The organism is Paenibacillus foliorum (genome assembly GCF_013141765.1).
GTDB classification, from domain to species: Bacteria; Bacillota; Bacilli; order Paenibacillales; family NBRC-103111; genus Paenibacillus_S; species Paenibacillus_S foliorum.
In genome coordinates this window covers 24,694-41,363 of the sequence record NZ_WHOD01000004.1, presented here as the reverse complement: position 1 = coordinate 41,363, position 16,670 = coordinate 24,694, and the positions used below count along the sequence as shown (strand labels likewise).

General features: G+C 45.4%; 14 protein-coding genes. 9 read left to right on the top strand and 5 right to left on the bottom strand.

Annotation, left to right across the window (positions count from 1 at the left end):
* The first annotated feature begins 1 nt into the window (after position 1).
* Positions 2 to 532 carry a TlpA family protein disulfide reductase gene (locus GC093_RS01090; protein WP_171650006.1) on the top strand — a complete coding sequence of 177 codons (531 nt, stop codon included), beginning with the start codon at positions 2 to 4 and terminating at the stop codon, positions 530 to 532.
* A 133-nt stretch (positions 533 to 665) separates the two neighbouring features.
* On the opposite strand, the gene GC093_RS01085 is transcribed toward GC093_RS01090, so the two are convergent.
* Positions 666 to 1,703: a ribonucleotide-diphosphate reductase subunit beta gene (locus GC093_RS01085; protein ID WP_171650005.1), complete on the bottom strand. Its 1,038-nt coding sequence runs from the start codon at positions 1,701 to 1,703 to the stop codon at positions 666 to 668.
* A 416-nt stretch (positions 1,704 to 2,119) separates the two neighbouring features.
* Positions 2,120 to 4,345, bottom strand: coding sequence for a ribonucleoside-diphosphate reductase subunit alpha (locus tag GC093_RS01080; protein WP_171650004.1), 2,226 nt, complete (start codon positions 4,343 to 4,345; stop codon positions 2,120 to 2,122).
* Positions 4,346 to 5,115: 770 nt separating this feature from the next.
* On the opposite strand from GC093_RS01080, the gene nikR reads away from it, so the two are divergent.
* From nikR to GC093_RS01065, 3 genes are read left to right on the top strand one after another with little or no spacing between them, the layout of a single operon-like run.
* Complete coding sequence (nikR, locus tag GC093_RS01075) at positions 5,116 to 5,604, top strand: nickel-responsive transcriptional regulator NikR (protein WP_171650003.1); 489 nt, start codon at positions 5,116 to 5,118, stop codon at positions 5,602 to 5,604.
* 27 nt (positions 5,605 to 5,631) lie between these two features.
* Positions 5,632 to 6,036, top strand: coding sequence for a DUF2203 domain-containing protein (locus tag GC093_RS01070; RefSeq protein ID WP_171650002.1), 405 nt, complete (start codon positions 5,632 to 5,634; stop codon positions 6,034 to 6,036).
* A 33-nt stretch (positions 6,037 to 6,069) separates the two neighbouring features.
* Positions 6,070 to 7,749, top strand: coding sequence for a copper resistance CopC/CopD family protein (locus GC093_RS01065; protein WP_171650001.1), 1,680 nt, complete (start codon positions 6,070 to 6,072; stop codon positions 7,747 to 7,749).
* A 551-nt stretch (positions 7,750 to 8,300) separates the two neighbouring features.
* Here GC093_RS01065 and GC093_RS01060 read toward each other — a convergent pair.
* Complete coding sequence (locus tag GC093_RS01060; RefSeq protein WP_171650000.1) at positions 8,301 to 9,509, bottom strand: MFS transporter; 1,209 nt, start codon at positions 9,507 to 9,509, stop codon at positions 8,301 to 8,303.
* A 157-nt stretch (positions 9,510 to 9,666) separates the two neighbouring features.
* Entirely contained in the window at positions 9,667 to 10,587 is a 921-nt protein-coding gene (locus GC093_RS01055) for an aldo/keto reductase (RefSeq protein ID WP_171649999.1), read from the bottom strand.
* Positions 10,588 to 10,769: 182 nt separating this feature from the next.
* Between GC093_RS01055 and GC093_RS01050 the strand changes: the two genes are divergently transcribed.
* Positions 10,770 to 11,210 carry a hypothetical protein gene (locus GC093_RS01050; RefSeq protein WP_171649998.1) on the top strand — a complete coding sequence of 147 codons (441 nt, stop codon included), beginning with the start codon at positions 10,770 to 10,772 and terminating at the stop codon, positions 11,208 to 11,210.
* 92 nt (positions 11,211 to 11,302) lie between these two features.
* Positions 11,303 to 11,833, top strand: coding sequence for a signal peptidase I (lepB, locus tag GC093_RS01045; protein ID WP_171649997.1), 531 nt, complete (start codon positions 11,303 to 11,305; stop codon positions 11,831 to 11,833).
* A gap of 49 nt (positions 11,834 to 11,882) precedes the next feature.
* Here lepB and GC093_RS01040 read toward each other — a convergent pair whose 3' ends face one another.
* Positions 11,883 to 12,143, bottom strand: coding sequence for a hypothetical protein (locus GC093_RS01040; protein WP_171649996.1), 261 nt, complete (start codon positions 12,141 to 12,143; stop codon positions 11,883 to 11,885).
* Between the two features lie 173 nt (positions 12,144 to 12,316).
* Here GC093_RS01040 and GC093_RS01035 point away from each other — a divergent pair, with 173 nt between their 5' ends.
* The 3 genes from GC093_RS01035 (at position 12,317) to pheT (ending at position 16,261) form a co-directional block, all read left to right on the top strand.
* A complete protein-coding gene (locus GC093_RS01035) occupies positions 12,317 to 12,463 on the top strand; it encodes a hypothetical protein (RefSeq protein WP_171649995.1) in 147 nt (48 codons plus the stop codon).
* Between the two features lie 291 nt (positions 12,464 to 12,754).
* Positions 12,755 to 13,789, top strand: a complete 1,035-nt coding sequence (pheS, locus tag GC093_RS01030; protein WP_171649994.1) for a phenylalanine--tRNA ligase subunit alpha — start codon at positions 12,755 to 12,757, stop codon at positions 13,787 to 13,789.
* 21 nt (positions 13,790 to 13,810) lie between these two features.
* Positions 13,811 to 16,261, top strand: a complete 2,451-nt coding sequence (gene pheT, locus GC093_RS01025) for a phenylalanine--tRNA ligase subunit beta (protein ID WP_171649993.1) — start codon at positions 13,811 to 13,813, stop codon at positions 16,259 to 16,261.
* Positions 16,262 to 16,670: the final 409 nt, after the last annotated feature.

Genomic DNA, 16,670 nt, shown 5'->3' with positions numbered 1-16,670 from the left:
TATGAAGCGTAATTGGATTATCACGGGAGTACTGATTCTTCTCGCCGGACTGGCAGTTTTCCAAGCCATTTCTGCGCGTCAGGAAAAAGCCGCCAGACCTGCAGGTGTCGGTCCGAAGCCTGGGCTCGCAGCACCTGTACTTGAGCTTCCCGCTTTGGATGGTCAGACGTATAGAGTGGGGGGAGAACGTGAAAAGCCTTTGCTTCTGAACTTTTGGGCATCCTGGTGCGGACCCTGCCGTGAGGAAGCACCGGATTTAAAAAGGCTGTACGATCAATACAGTGATCGCTTCGATATATATGCGGTTAACGTAACCGTTCAGGATGAATTGGCAGATGCGAGGAAGATGGTTAAGGAATTTGATTTCAAATTTCCAGTGCTGCTGGATTATCAGGGACAAAGCCTTAGTGTGTACCAATACAGGGCGATTCCAACCAGTTTTCTGATTGACAAAAAAGGGAATGTCACAGAGATTATAAATGTCGTGGATCCGAAGCATTTGGAGGAGAAAATCCTTGAGCTGAGTAAGTAAACAAGGTAGTTAAGCAGGGACCGAGAATATCGGTCTCTTTTTTTGTGTTGAGCGCAGCAAAAACAACCCCTCACACCATCGTCAATGGAGTGAGGGGTTGTTTTTCTAATGATGATGCTCTGAATTCTAAGAATTATAGATCGTCCCAGTTCAAGCTGGAGGACTTGCTGTAGTTCGTTACCTTTTGTTCAAAAAAGTCGGTTTTCATACTGTTCATGTTGCTGAAGCTTTCAACCCATTTCATCGGATGGTCTTCAATCTCTGGATACAGGATGTCAAGACCGAGCTTACGCATACGCTCATTAGACAAATATTTAATATATTGCTCGATAATCTCATTGCTAAGACCATTAATTTGATTATCTGTAATATATTGGCCCCATTCTACTTCATGCTCAACAGCGGTTTTCATCATATTGCGCAGATCTTCAACGAGCTCTTCGGTGAATAGCTCTGGGTTTTCTTTGCGAATTTCACGGAAAATATTTTGGAATAAAGCCAGATGGGTCAGCTCGTCCCGCTGAATATACTTAATCTCGGATACAGTCCCCAGCATTTTCCCTTGGCGTCCAAGCGCATAGAAGAAGCTGAAGCCGCTGTAGAAATAAATACCCTCCAATATATAATTGGCCATAATTGCTTTTAGTAAATTTTGAGTTGTGGGTGCTTCGATAAATCTTTCGTACAGGTCGGTAATAAATCGGTTGCGGCGCAGCAAATGCTTGTCTTCCCGCCATTGATTATAGATTTCATCGCGAACCTCTGCGGAGCATACACTGTCCAAAATATAAGAGTAGCTTTGGCTGTGAACGGCTTCCTGGAAGGTTTGCACGGTTAAGCAGAGATTAACCTCTGGTGCTGTAATGTATTCGTTAATGTTTGGTAGATTGGAGGTCTGCAGGGAATCCAGAAAAATCAGAAAGCTGATGATTTTATCATAGCTTTGACGTTCGTGCGGCGAAAGGAATTTGTAATCCTTAGCATCTTGAGCCAAAGGGATTTCTTCAGGAATCCAGAAGTTGTTCATCATCGTCCGATACATCTTAGTTGCCCAATCATACTTGACGTTGTTCAACTCGATTAAGTTCGTTGTATTTCCGCCAATCATGCGGCGTTTTCCCCAGTCACGGTCACCGTGTTCGTTGAAAAGCTTCTTTTTGTTTAAGTCCATGGGACTACCCCCTAAATCCCCCTGCAAGGGGGACCCCAAGGGGCGACTGCCCCCTGGACCCCCGTTGTTTGGGAGTTACTATTGTGTTTGTTTGAGTCGCGTCCGTAGGAGAAAATGCTGCAGCTTGCGCTCCAGCATTTTCTCCTACACGCTTAACTTTGGTGCATTGGTTATGAGAGGTGGGGGTGAAAGGGCCCGCTTACGTACATACCGACACTTTGCAGAAGGCAAAGTGTCGGTATATACACGCTCTACTTCTAAAGATTTAAACCATTAAACAACCATTTAAAACATTTAAAGATGAGCAGTTCGCTTCGCTGCTGCTTTGGCGGCGTAATTTAACGCCGCCGAATAAGGGCTGTAATTACAGGAACAAACCCATAACAAGATCTAACCAGACTAAGGTTAGTATGTCATTAAGCGGAGCAGCTTACACAATCTTCAATCTCAAGGCTTTTATTACGAACGTAGTAAACGGTTTTCAAGCCGTTTTCCCATGCGGCCATATACAGCTCAAGGAATTCCTTGGCAGACAGCTCTGGCGTGATGTACAAGTTGAATGATTGAGCCTGGTCGATATGGCGTTGGCGAGCACCGGCAGCCTTAATGCTCCAAAGCTGATCAATGCGATGAGCTTCCTTATAGTACCACATGGTTTCCGCATTAAGGTTCGGAGCCGTTTGCGGGATCACGGCGTTTTTCTTCTCTTCTACGAAAAACTTGTTGAAGATAGGATCGATACCGGCAGTCGAACCAGCGATCAAGGATGTGGATGCGGTAGGTGCGATGGCGAACAACCAGCCGTTACGCACACCGTACTTAGCAACCTGCTCCTTGAGCTCAAGCCATTCAGGACTGTCATAGCCGCGGGATTCGAAATAAGCGCCTGTCTGCCATTCGCTGCCTTCAAACACTCGGAAAGCGCCTTTTTCTTTGGCGATTTCCATGGAGGCTTTGATCGCGTAATAGTTCATCCATTCATATACCTCATCGGCTTTGGCAACGTGATCGTCGGTTTCCCACAAAATTTTAAGCTGTGCAAGCATTTGATGATAACCGCTGGAGCCAAGACCGACCGCACGGTATTTTTTATTAGTAATTTCCGCTTGCGGGATTGGATAGTAATTGAGATCGATAACGTTATCCATCATCCGAATTTGCGTTGTAACAACACGTTCGATATCTTCTTTGGTATAGACACGACCGAGATTCGTGGAGGATAGGTTGCAAACAACGAAGTCGCCGCTTTTCACTTGGTTCGTTATGATGCCGTCCTCATGTTTGGATTCAACAAGCTCGGTAGCGCTCATATTCTGGCAGATTTCTGTGCACAGGTTGGAGCAATAGATCATTCCTGCATGCTTGTTCGGGTTAGCACGGTTCACCGTATCGCGGAAGAATAGGAAGGGTGTACCCGTTTCGAACGAGCTTGTCATGATCCGCTTCATAATATCGATGGCTGGAATTTCATCCTTGGAAATTTTGTCATCATTCACGCAATCCCAATAACGGCTTTCCCATTCTTCACCCCAGCTGTCCTCGATGGAGTAGCCTTTGATTTTACGAACCTCATGCGGATCGAACAAGTACCAAGTGCCTCTTTCTTGAGCGGTCTTCATGAATAGATCAGGGATACAAACGCCAGGGAATATGTCATGCGCCTTCATGCGATCGTCCCCGTTGTTTGTTTTTAAATTCAAGAAATCAAGGATATCCTTGTGCCATACATCCAGATAGACAGCAACTGCTCCGGAGCGAACACCCAATTGGTCAACGGCAACGGCCGTGTTGTTGTAGTTTTTGATCCAAGGTATGACACCGCCGGCTACTCCCTTATAACCGCGAATGTTGGAGCCGCGGCTGCGCACTTTACCTACATAGATACCCATGCCGCCTCCATGCTTGGATACCTGAGCAAAGCTTTGGTCTACATTGTAAATGCCCCATAGATTATCAGGTACAGTATCGATGAAGCAGCTGGACAATTGATGCAGCGGCTTACGGGCATTGGCGAGGGTTGGTGTAGCTACTGTCATCTCCAGCTTGCTGAGAACATCATAGAACTGTTTAGCCCATCTCAGTTTATCCGATTCATTCATAGCTAGATGCATGGCTACGCCCATAAATAGCTCTTGCGGCAGCTCGAGCACTTCTTTATCAATGCCGCGGATTAAATAACGATCGGACAATGTTTTGAGGCCTATATAATTCAACAGGTAATCGCGCTCAGGCTTAATGTAGGCTCCAAGCTCCTGAATTTCTTCGCGGGAATAATGCTCCAGAATGTACTTGCCGTACAATCCCATATCGGTTAAATAGGTAATGAGGGAGTACAAGTCACCGTAACCGAAGTGACCGTATTTGCGATTTGTGCGGGCTTCTTTATATAAATCGTAGGCGAGCAGCTTAGCGGCAACATATTGCCAAGTAGGCTGTTCCACGCTGGTTTTTTCAACAGCGACCTGGATTAATAGACGTTGAATTTCTTTCGTGGTGATGCCATTGCGGAACAATGGAAGCAGTGCGGTTTCCAGCTCTAGCGGGTCGCACTCCGGATAAGCTTCGCTTGCGAAGTCAATTACCTTTTTCATTTTGGAAAATACGAGTTCTTCTTTAGTACCGTCTCTTTTTACAATAATCATCCTACTACCTACTCCTTCTCGAGCAAAGATGGATAAACAAAATGTAACACTGCATAAAATGAAAAAGCATGCCGCCTCTGTCGCTTGCAGGCACATGCCAATAACCTTAGATGGTTTGCAGCAATGCGAAGTTTAACACATCGTACTGGTTTGAACTAAATCATTAATGCCAATACAAGGACATTGCTGACATATTGTATGTAACACACATCATGTAGAGGGCGTCAATTAGTATATAGGGAAGTTTCTGACTGAAAAGTTAAGAGCATTTTGTTATAAAAAACGCTCCGAATCTGCTGTAATGCCGCACTGGGCTTGTGTTGATCACCCTATTAAACTACTAATGACAAAATTTGTCGTGAAGAATGTGTGATTCCACAATATCTAGTTGTCCATAAAGCCGTAAGAAGAATTTACCTCAATATATGGTGGCTGTCAATCTATTAATTTTCGACAAGAATGATTAGTGGGAACGGTTTCAAACCGTCAAAAATGCAGCATTTACGAAGTATTACAGGGTTTTTTAATAAAAATGAGAGATGACTTTAAAAGTGACAAAATGACGCAGAAATAAAAAATAGGTGATAAGACCTAGCAGATCAGTAATCATCTTGGACCCTTGTTGTCCCATTTTATGGATGGCAATTTACAATCATTTTTTAAGGGCAACCCGATCGCTGAATAATGCCTATCATTAAATTTGGATTGATAGTTCCGAATGTGCTACATTTATGGCAAGAAGAAACGGCAACGGAAAAGGGGAGAGCTCAATGAATGAGAAGGAATCACTCGTCAGGTTCGGCATATCGATGCCTCAATCACTGATTGAGCAGTTCGATGCCTTAATTGTTCATCAAGGATATGACAATCGCTCCGAGGCGGTCCGGGATTTGGTACGCAGAGCCTTACTTGCACCCTCCCATATCGTGTCCGAGCAGTTAGCGGCAGGAACTATTGTAATGGTATATGATCACCATGTCAGTGATCTGCCTATTGTACTAACGGAGCTGCAGCATGATTATCACCATGAGATAAATTCCACCATGCATATTCATCTGAATCATCATCAATGCTTGGAGGTTATTGTCGTTAGAGGCGTCGTAAGGAGATTGCGTGAGCTTCAACAGCGCATTCAGGTGCTCAAAGGAGTAAGCTATGCTGAGCTGTCTGTAACACATGTGGATGGACAGGAGAAAGTACCTCATGATGGCGGTAAACATAATCATACTCACACGCATACTCACAACCATGATAATTAGATCTGATTGAAAACGGAGGAGAGCCGTATGAAAATTTATTTTACGGTAGCGGAAGCCAACGCCATGCTGCCTTTGGTGAAGCTAGAGCTGGAGAAGCTGCAAAGCATCAAGCAGCAGTACCGTGATAAGTATGAGGAATTGCAGCAGCTTAAAGACTACCATAAAAAACATGGAAACCTGCAACCCAACAGCGATCCGTATTTCACATTGGAATGTGAGATGGATTTTCTGCAGCTGGAGGGAAATACATTGCTTAGCAGCTTTGAGCTCAAAGGTGTTCAATTAAAGGATATCGATTCAGGACTGATTGATTTCCCGGCTCTGTTGGATGGGCAGGAGGTACTGCTTTGTTGGCGTCAAGGTGAGGATAGCGTTGCCCATTATCATGGGATTCAAGATGGGTTCTTAGGAAGAAGGAAGCTGACTGAGTAGCCCGGAGATTGATGGAGGAGGTTTACAGACATAATGGCTAGTGCAATAGCAATCATAACATCCCGAAAACAGCGAAAGCTATCCTGGAACAGCTTGTGCATTCTGCTGCTGACTATACTTATAGTCTCACTGTGTATTGGAGGGATAGCACCACAGAAAGTATCTGCTCACACGAGCTTAACGAGTGCGGTTCCAGCGGCCAATGCCGAGCTGGAGCAAGCACCCTCGAGTGTGATTCTTACCTTTAATGAAAGGCTGGAGGATGGGGTTTACTACATCAAGGTTTTTGACTCCAAGCAAAAGCCGGTTACTGACAGCAAAGCTAAGCTAAACGCTAGCCGAACAGTGGTCCAATTGGACCTGCCGAAGCTTACAACAGGCAATTATTTAGTCACTTACCATGTGATCTCTGCGGACGGTCACCCGGTTGAAGGGACCTATTTATTTTCCCTAGGACAGAGTATAAGTCAGCAGCCAGGAGGGATACCTTCTAATGCGGATCTGACTTTTACAGGACTGTCACAGGAATTTGGTGTTTTGGACATGGTTAATTATTTGTCCCGGATCCTTTATTTTATAACCATGCTGCTGTTTACAGGCTGGGTCATATGGCTGCGTTTCGGATTAGGGAATATCGGAAATGTTCGCCCGATGCTCGAAGGCTGGGCCGTACAACTGCAGCGTGCTTATTTGCTTGTTTTTCTCTTGTTCATGTTTACTCACATTTACGCAATGGTAGGGAACGGCGGCCCTGAGGCCATGGCAGATCTGTTCACGTCGACGGGTATTGGTTACATATGGCTGGGCAGCCTTGCTTTGTCATTGCTTGGTTTTATCGTTCTTTATCGTAATCCATGGATGGATGTAGTATGGGTTGCCCTTCTATGGGTGTTTAAAAGCTTGAATGGCCATGCGGCAGCTTTTGCGCCTCAATCACAAACCATAGTACTTGATGTGATCCACATGGCTGCAGCGGCCTTATGGATGGGCGGGCTGCTGATGCTGCTTGTGCTTTGGCGCAGTAATAAAGAGGAAGCTAAGGTATTTTTCCCTCGATTTTCATCGATTGCGCTTGCTTCCATAGCATTATTGACTTTATCAGGTGTTTTTATAGTTTTGATTTTCTTGCCGGACATCCGCTATCTGGTTGAAACACAGTGGGGCAAGATGCTTTTGGTCAAAAGCGCCCTTGTGCTGCTTGTTGTGTTAACCGGTTTGACTTTGCGTATCCTGTACCGTAAGCGTACGCTTGAAAAGGTTACATACTTACTCCGGGTGGATGCGGTTCTGGCACTGCTGATTGCTTGTATTGTCGGCATCTTCACTTATTTAACGCCGCTTCCAGCAAACGAACCGCTGTACTGGCATGTGATGGGTGAGAAGATCCACATGACTACACAAATCACGCCGAACGTGCCTGGAGTCAATGACATCACAGTTAAGGTGTGGCTTCCTGAGAAGCTGGGCAAGCCAAAGCAGGTATTACTCAAGCTGCGAAATGCGGGTACCCCTGAAATTGCCCCTATTGAGGTTCCGCTTAGCTTCACTACGGAAGACGAGAAAGCGTTCGAAGAATCCTATAACATGAAGAAGCATACCTACAAAGCGCGCGGCGCCTACTTACCGTATCCCGGGTATTGGGACATCGAGATTCGTGTTATGGACAGTAATGACGACGAGACCGTTTATCAGAAGCAAATAAGGCTCTACTAGTAGAGCTCGGTTATGTGCTAGCTGATTTACTTCATAGAAATAATGCAGAAAAATCGGTTCATATTCGCAGAATTTGCGAAAAGGACCGATTTTTGTTTTGCCTTGGTTTTCTTAAAAGTTGTTATACTTGGCTACGCACATCCTTGGCAAACACTCGTCCTCATTGGAGGATTTGAATAAACGGAACACGGAGTTCCTTTATTCGTTCTATCTCCTCCAACTTAAGGGGATGACGGAAGTCGGAATTCCGCTATTTGGGGCGAATAATGAGTACTATGCACAAAAACAGAGAGATAACGGAATTAGCTGTTCTTCCGTTATCTCTCTGTTTTTGTGCTTTCCCAGGCGATAGAGGAACAAGTCTTTCCGCTATTGGCCGCCACATCCGTGGATGCAGCACTTCTATTTGTCAGGACAACTGATTTTCTCTCGGATTTAGCTTCCAAGATCGAATTCGTATGTTACCAGATACGTGCCGTAATCCCACACCCGATTCCCTCCCCACGCACCAACGTATGGATTCGGATGATACGGACTTTTTTTTATTTGTGTTAGCTTTTTGCCGAATGCGCCTGGTTCCCTTGTTTTACATCCTGGAGTGTTGTGACATCTTCTGTCTCCGTATTTTCAGCCGAGCGGTAGCTAAAGAAAAATAATACTCGGGTGATGGCAATGAGGACAAAGCAGCCCCAAATCGGCAAAAACGCGAGCAGCGCCCCAGACAGCAGCGCTCCGATCCCATTTCCAGCATTCATAACGAGTTGAAAGTCAGAGAAGTAGACCATTTCCTTCCGATGCTTGGAGGCTTCCCTCATCATAATGGTTTGAGAAGCAACCTCATTGACAGCAAGACAAACCCCTACCCAGCCTTGAATAACGAGCAGTAGCCAGAATGATTGGATAAATCCATAGGGCAGCAGAGCAAGCGCCATGCCGATAATGGCTACCCCATATACCTTTATCATGCCGAAACGTTCCATAAGCATGCGGGCAACAGGCAGCAGTAGTGTGGATACTACACCTGCTATGACCACAAAATAAGCAATTTGCAAGTTGCTCAATTTCAACACATTGACATGATAAATGACAAGCAATGGAGCTACCATGGCGATGCCTGCATTGTTAAGCCCGAGCCACCACGTTTTACGGTCACACTCTTGAAAGGGGCGGACCCATGTAAGCTTAATCGGCTGTTTTTCTTTAGGAGCCAGTTCAGCCATAAGGGACATACCCGCAAATGTGGATAAGCATCCAATTAGCATTGAAAATACATAGTTTTTCGGAAACATCCAATTATAAGCATCGAGAAAGTGCCCGATTGTAAAGCTTCCTATGGTGACGATAACAATCCCGATAATTTTGTTGTTGCTAAAAATTTTGGAGAAGTCATTCGGAGACACCCACCTGCGCATAAGAGCTGGCTTCTGAGCGTCCGACACCATGACGGAAACTGCATTGACAGACCAGAAAAACAACAAATAGGGAATCGGATTAGGAAGCAGTACAGAAAAAGCCATGCACAAAAATGCAAACTGACGGATATAACCGCCTGTAAGAAAAACACCTCTGGTGACGGGCAGCTGTCGCGTAAGAAACGCTAGCGACAATGCACAGAACAGAGGTGGAAGTGAATTTGACAAAGCTATCTGGAAATTGGTTGCACCTAAGCGGGCGATTAATACTTGTAAAAAGGTAAAGAAGAATACGCTTTTCATATTTTGCAAGGCTGCGTCCAGGTAGATGCGAGTTGAAAGCTTCATCGGTTCTCAATACCTTTCTTATCTTGGCTGCGGAGTCGAGCTTCAGCTCCGGTTATGACTTCTCCGACTAGCATACCTTGATAAGATGTTGAATTACATGGACGGTGCTACTGAAAAACATGGATTATTATGCTTTAAAATTTATGCGGTTAGCGCCTTATTCTTTCCAGTTTTGAGGATGAAACTCGGAAATATAATCGGCTGCTGCTGCATTGCTGATCACTTGCTCCGGACTTTTGCATCCTGGAATAACGGCAGTCACAGCAGGGTGCTTGAGGCACCAGGCTAGTGCCCAGGTTGCCATATCGATGCCTTGCGGCACCTCGTTGTCGCGGATTTGTGCGACTTCCTCCAGCTTACGAAGCGTATGCTCTCGGTCATGATTGTTGCGTACGTCATTTTCGGAGAAGACGGCTCCAGGTTTATACTTGCCGCTCAAATAACCACTGGCTAAGGGAACTCGCGCGAGCACACCAAGATCCTGCTCCTGGCAGGAAGGGAATACCCGTTCTTCTGGCTTCCGATCCAATCGGTTATACACGACTTGAATTACGCGTGAATTCACTTTAGTTGAAGCTGCTGTTTGATGTAGATTATCGTTGCTGCCGATTGAAGTACCCAAGTGCCGAATTTTCCCCGCTTGAACCTGTTTATCCAGTACTGTCCACAATTCATCATTATCAAAAGCTTCATCTGAGCCGGAATGAAATTGATATACGTCTACATAATCAGTGCTCAATGCTTTTAACGAATCATCAAGCTGCTTAAGTACGTCTGAAGCGGTCCATAGCTGGTTGCGACTAAAGTTCTCATTAAAGTGGTGACCAAACTTGGTTGCAATCACCCAATCCTCTCTGCGCCTGCGGGATATATAATTACCGATCAGTGCTTCCGATACATGGTCGCCATAACATTCTGCCGTATCAATCAGGTTGATACCTGATTCCTGAGCTTGATCCAAAATAGCATCGGCCTCTTGCTGAAGAAATTGTTTGCCCCACTCTCCTCCGAATTGCCAGGTGCCGACACCAATGATGGATACTTTCAAATCAGTTGTTCCTAATCGCCGGTATTTCAAATTGAATCCCTCCCATGATCATATGTATGCTTTTATATTTTAACGATATTATTTCTATGAAGTCAAAAAAGCCAATTTCTTGATTAGCCTATTAGTTTTGGGATAAAATGCTGATTAAATATACAAATTATGAAGTAGAAAAGATGAAGCTAGCTTTTCGAAGGCTTAGGAGGAATTCAACAATGAAAAAACAAATAATCATTTTAATGCTGTCACTAACTACGGCTGTCACTGGATTAACGGCTTGTACTAAGAAAATAGACAAGGTAGGATCAAGTCCTGCCGTGCTAAATGGTCAATCGCAGCATTGGAAAGTGGAGCTCGAATACGTTGCAAATGGAGATGCGCTTGATGAGATTATTTCCATGCAAACTTCAATAACAGAACAAACCATGAGTGAAGTAACCGCAACCATTTATCATAAAGATCAAGAGCCTAAATCACTGCCTGTTACGGAACCTGAGTTGTTCAAAACAGGCCAAGCACTAACATTTGTCGATAAAGGTTCTGTTAAAAATTGGAAGGATACAGAGCAGGTTGCAGTTGAATGGAAAATCGGCGATACACGAGTAAAGGAATATGTGACAGTGGCAAATAAATCGGCCAGCTCGTCCACAAAATAAGGTAGAAACAAAAATTTATGTTTATTTAATATTCCCTTTGCCTGAATCATGTAAGGTATACCTAGAAATAAAGGCGAAGGGATGGGAGCATTATGCAGCGAGTGAAGCGATGGATCAAAGAATGGGTGCCGACTCTGGCGATAACAATAGCGATAAGCTTCACCTTCAATACTTATATAGCGCAAGGGATGACAGTGCCGACAGGGTCCATGCTGCCGACTATACAACTGGAAGATAAAATTCTGGTTGAAAAATTGGTGGGGCTTACAAATTTTCAATTCGGCGATGTTGTTGTCTTCTATCCGCCCCTTCCCGGCCATGAAGACCAACGGTATGTTAAAAGGCTGATAGGACTTCCTGGAGATACAATAGAAGTGAAGCAGGGGAAGCTGATTCGTAACGGAGAGATTGTACAAGAAGCTTATGTAAAAGAACCGATGAAATACAGCTTTGGTCCGGTTAACGTACCGGAGGATCAGTATTTTTTCTTGGGAGATAACCGTAATGACAGCCTTGATTCCCACTTGTGGCCAACACCTTTTGTGAACAAGGACAAGCTGATAGGTAAAGTGATGTTCCGCTATTTTCCAATTGCCGATATCGGTGCACTAGACCCTAAGTAAGGAGACTGCCTCCGTCAAAATCATCATTTGACGGAGGTTCTTGGAAGGATTAGCCTCTTTTGGATTTACGTTGCGAGATGCTTGCTTTTTTGCCGGAACGGTTTTTTTTCCGTTTAACGGAGGATACCGTGCACATTACATCTTTGGAAGTGGCTGTGTAGATATGCTGGTAATGTGGCACGCAATGATGTTGATTAATAATCTCAATGGGATGAATAACCTCAACAAGTTGAGGATGGTAGTGATTTTCATACATAGTCACCGGAGGATCAAATACAGTTTGGGTAGGGCAATCTGGACAAAAAGCCATTTTCTTCAGCTCCTTTGAATGGGTATAAGACACTATACGTTATATTTGACCAATTGGTCTGTTCGATTGCCCCTGCTTCAAATACCCATTTATCAAGGAGTAGAATCCAGAACTAGGCTGCTCTCTTGCATCTTTAATCGAATTTGCATATAATATGCTAATACTTCCATACAATGAAATGCGTTGACGGAGAAGAGTACGCAGTGCCTCTATACAGGGAGGAGCCGCCGGAGATTGAGAGCGGTTCTACAGAAACAGGCTGCCGAAGTTCACTCCCGAGCAGACCCTTGAACCCGTACGGTGAAATCCGCGGTAAGTAGAGGGAACCGGTCACGTAATCATGCGTGAACCGTTATGTCTAATGAAGCGAGAAGCATTCGGATTTTGCTTGTATACCGTGTAATCGGGCTGCAAGAGAAACACGGGCTTTTCGAAACAAGGGTGGTACCACGACTTTTTCGTCCCTGATCCGGGATTGGAGAGGTCTTTTTTGTGTTCGTTGAGGTGTAAACGACAGCAAAGCTTACGAAGAAAGTTTCGCATACGCGAAACTCAGCAAGTGCTTACGAAGAAAGTTTTGCCAAGGCAAAACTCGAAGGAGGAGAAAAATCATGAAAGAGCGTTTAGAGGCTTTAAAAGCAGAGGCGCTGCAGGAGCTGGCGCAAGTAACGAACCAACAGCAATTGAACGACATGAGAGTTAAATATTTGGGCAAAAAAGGACCGTTAACCGAGGTTCTACGCGGCATGGGAGCGTTGAGCGCTGAAGAGCGTCCGGTTATCGGCCAAGTGGCGAATGATGTACGGGGCGCAATTGAAGCGGTTATTGAGGGCAAGCAGGCAGAGTACCAGCAGGCGGAAACCGAATCCCGGCTTCGCGCGGAAACGATTGACGTAACCCTTCCAGGCAGGCCATCCGGTCTTGGTGCGATGCATCCTATCAGCAAGGTTATTCAGCAGATTGAGGATATTTTTATAGGGATGGGCTATATTGTGGCGGAAGGTCCGGAGGTTGAGCAGGACTATTATAACTTCGAAGCTTTGAACCTGCCCAAAAATCACCCGGCGCGAGATATGCAGGATTCCTTTTATGTGACGGACGATATTTTGCTGCGTACTCATACTTCACCCGTACAAGTACGGACGATGGAAAAAATGAAAGGCGAAGTGCCGGTCAAAATCATTTGTCCGGGACGTGTATACCGCCGCGATGATGACGATGCGACACACAGCCATATGTTCACGCAAATTGAAGGTCTTGTAATCGACCGTAACATACGCATGAGCGATTTGAAGGGCACACTGCTGCAATTCGTACAAGAGCTGTTCGGTAAGCAGACTCAAATCCGGATGCGCCCAAGCTTCTTCCCTTTTACGGAACCAAGCGCTGAGGTGGATGTGACCTGTGCAATGTGTGGCGGCGAGGGATGCAGAGTTTGTAAGCAAACCGGTTGGCTGGAAATTCTCGGCTCGGGAATGGTGCATCCGCGCGTATTGGAAATGGCTGGATATGATCCGGAAGAATACAGCGGCTTTGCTTTTGGTATGGGAGTCGAACGGATTGCGATGCTGAAGTATGATGTAGAAGATATTAGACATTTTTACACAAACGACCTTCGATTCCTGAAGCAATTTGTACATCTGTAAAAGAGAGGAGCGTGAGCGGACATGAAAGTATCATATCAATGGTTGTCCCAATATGTGGACGTGAGTGGATATACAGCCGCGGAGCTGGCGGAAAAGCTAACGCGCAGCGGCATTGAAGTAGATTTCGTGGAGGATCGTAACAAAGGTGTGGAGGGCGTGTATGTCGGCTACGTGAAAACGCGTGAAAAGCATCCGGATGCGGATAAGCTGAGCGTATGTACGGTTGACGTAGGTCAAGCCGAGGATTTGCAAATCGTATGCGGAGCAAAAAATGTGGATGCAGGGCAAAAGGTGCCTGTAGCTATTATTGGAGCAATGCTGCCTGACGGTTTTAAAATCAAGCGCGCGAAGCTGCGCGGTGTGGAATCACAGGGAATGATCTGCTCAGCTAAGGAGCTTGGCTTGAACGATAAGCTGCTGCCGAAGGAAATCCAAGAAGGCATTCTGGTGCTGCCAGAGGATACTAAGGTTGGAGATCCAGTTCTGGACGTGCTTGCTATAAACGATCATGTTATGGATCTTGATTTGACGCCGAACCGTTCCGATTGCTTAAGCATGTTAGGCGCTGCATACGAAATCGGTGCTATTCTGGGACGTGCTGTGAAGCTTCCGGATTCGGAGCAGGTACTTGCTGACAGCGGGTCTACCGTTCAAGCAGCCAGTCGCATTTCTGTTGAAATTACAGCTAAGGAGCATTGTTCTCATTATGCGGCACGATTGATTGAAGGCGTGAGCATAGGAACTTCTCCATTATGGATGCAAAACCGACTAATGGCGGCAGGTATCCGCCCGATCAACAACATTGTCGACATCACGAACTATGTGATGCTTGAATACGGTCAACCGCTGCATGCGTTTGATGCTGATAAGCTTGCTAATGGGCATATTGATGTTCGTATGGCGCAGCAAGGCGAGAAGCTTGTAACACTTGATGGCGTTGAGCGCACATTAGAATCCCATATGCTGCTGATTACAGACGGTACCAAGCCGGTAGCAATTGCAGGCGTGATGGGCGGCGAAAATTCCGAGGTTACGGGGAGTACAACACGTATTTTGCTGGAATCGGCTAAATTCGACGGCGGGACAGTCCGCAAAACATCGCGTCAGCTTGGACTTCGTTCGGAGGCATCTCTGCGCTTCGAGAAGGAGGTCAATCCTGAAGCTGTGCTGCCAGCATTGAATCGTGCGGCTTCGCTTATTAGCGAGTATGCGGGTGGACAGGTGGCGGCTGGAATCGTTGAAGCGTCAACGAAGAAGCATCAGCCAGTAAGGATTGATTTGTCAGTTGGACGGATCAATGACTACTTGGGTACCGATTTGACCGCTGAACAGGTGAAAAGTATTTTTGACCGTTTGGGCTTTACTGTAGATTCTGACGGCAAATTATTCACGGTTCATGTACCAAGCCGTCGTGGTGATATCACAAGAACGGTTGATTTGATTGAGGAAGTAGCGCGTTTATACGGCTACGATAATATCCCAACAACGCTTATGACGGGTGTAACTACACCGGGGGCACTTAATAAAGAGCAGACGATTCGCCGTTTGGCTCGCAATCTTCTGACTGGCAGCGGGCTGCATGAGGCGATTACGTATTCGTTCACTCATCCGCAGCAAATCATTGATTTCCCTGGGGCTTATAAAGAGGCTAAACCTGTAGCGCTTGCTATGCCTATGAGTGAGGATCGCAGCACATTGCGTACGAGTCTTATCCCACATTTGCTGGATGCAGCTTCTTATAACCGCAATCGTAATACTAACGATATTGCGCTATTTGAAATCGGCAAAGTATTTGTAACCGATGAAGCATCGCTTTCCCGTTTGCCTGATGAACGTTTGATGTTAGCTCTACTGTTGACAGGTAAACGTCAAGAAACTCATTGGGCGGGTAAATCGAGTGATGTTGATTTTTATGATTTAAAGGGTGCATTTGAAAGTTTGGTTAGCTATCTTGGACTGTCAGAAGCAATTGGTTATACAGTAGCTCAGCCAGACGGCTTCCACCCAGGACGTACAGCGCATATCACATTGACAACGGCAGAAGGCACTAAGGTAATCGGAACGTTAGGACAGCTTCATCCGACCCTTCAGCAGCAGAAGGATTTGGCTGATACGTATGTATTGGAGGTTGAATTCACTGCACTGGCTGAACATGCTGACGAGCAGATTACTTACAAGCAGTTGCCTCGTTTCCCGTCCATAGGACGTGATATTGCTGTTGTTGTTAATCGTGAAGTGCAGGTTGGCGATCTGACTGCAAAAGTACGTGAAGTAGCGGCAGATTTGCTTGAGTCTATTCAAGTGTTTGATATTTATACAGGCGATCGTTTGGGCGCTGACAAAAAAAGCGTTGCTCTTTCCCTGGTTTACCGGACGGCTGAACGTACGTTGACAGATGATGAGGTTAGCGAATTGCATGGTAAGGTCGTCGATGCATTAGAGCAGTCATTTGGAGCAGAGTTACGTAAATAAAAAAAGGTGTGAGTTTGTCTCTGGAAATTGACAAAAGTACGCCTGTTATAGCAGGAAAAGCGGTTCTTCGTATCGAATTAACATGAGATACGAGGAACCGCTTTTTTTGGTTGAATAGAAAGTATAAATTTTATACTTTGCTTCACTCAACCTTGACAAACGCGTTCGTCCAGGAAGATTGCTGAAAGGCGATTAGGGGATTTTTATAATGCGTGTTCAAAAAGTTGATTTTTCAGCATCGAGAAGGTTGCAAGAAGGTGAAGAAGGAGGAGCGGAGTTTAGGCAAAACCTAAATGAGCACCGGACTTCGAGCCTGAATGCAAGATTCGATGTCGAATAACCTTCCTGAGATACTTCGTGATCAAAAGGGGGCTTTTTGAACAACCTCTTTTACAGCCTCTTCAGGGGT

What these genes read in the sequence shown, in the direction of transcription:
- GC093_RS01050 (WP_171649998.1), top strand. Translation starts at nt 10,770, where the DNA reads ATGAAAAAACAAATAATCATTTTAATGCTGTCACTAACTACGGCTGTC.
- GC093_RS01085 (WP_171650005.1), bottom strand. Translation starts at nt 1,703, where the DNA reads ATGGACTTAAACAAAAAGAAGCTTTTCAACGAACACGGTGACCGTGAC.
- GC093_RS01040 (WP_171649996.1), bottom strand. Translation starts at nt 12,143, where the DNA reads ATGGCTTTTTGTCCAGATTGCCCTACCCAAACTGTATTTGATCCTCCG.
- nikR (WP_171650003.1), top strand. Translation starts at nt 5,116, where the DNA reads ATGAATGAGAAGGAATCACTCGTCAGGTTCGGCATATCGATGCCTCAA.
- lepB (WP_171649997.1), top strand. Translation starts at nt 11,303, where the DNA reads ATGCAGCGAGTGAAGCGATGGATCAAAGAATGGGTGCCGACTCTGGCG.
- pheS (WP_171649994.1), top strand. Translation starts at nt 12,755, where the DNA reads ATGAAAGAGCGTTTAGAGGCTTTAAAAGCAGAGGCGCTGCAGGAGCTG.
- GC093_RS01060 (WP_171650000.1), bottom strand. Translation starts at nt 9,509, where the DNA reads ATGAAGCTTTCAACTCGCATCTACCTGGACGCAGCCTTGCAAAATATG.
- GC093_RS01065 (WP_171650001.1), top strand. Translation starts at nt 6,070, where the DNA reads ATGGCTAGTGCAATAGCAATCATAACATCCCGAAAACAGCGAAAGCTA.
- GC093_RS01035 (WP_171649995.1), top strand. Translation starts at nt 12,317, where the DNA reads ATGAAATGCGTTGACGGAGAAGAGTACGCAGTGCCTCTATACAGGGAG.
- pheT (WP_171649993.1), top strand. Translation starts at nt 13,811, where the DNA reads ATGAAAGTATCATATCAATGGTTGTCCCAATATGTGGACGTGAGTGGA.
- GC093_RS01070 (WP_171650002.1), top strand. Translation starts at nt 5,632, where the DNA reads ATGAAAATTTATTTTACGGTAGCGGAAGCCAACGCCATGCTGCCTTTG.
- GC093_RS01090 (WP_171650006.1), top strand. Translation starts at nt 2, where the DNA reads ATGAAGCGTAATTGGATTATCACGGGAGTACTGATTCTTCTCGCCGGA.
- GC093_RS01080 (WP_171650004.1), bottom strand. Translation starts at nt 4,345, where the DNA reads ATGATTATTGTAAAAAGAGACGGTACTAAAGAAGAACTCGTATTTTCC.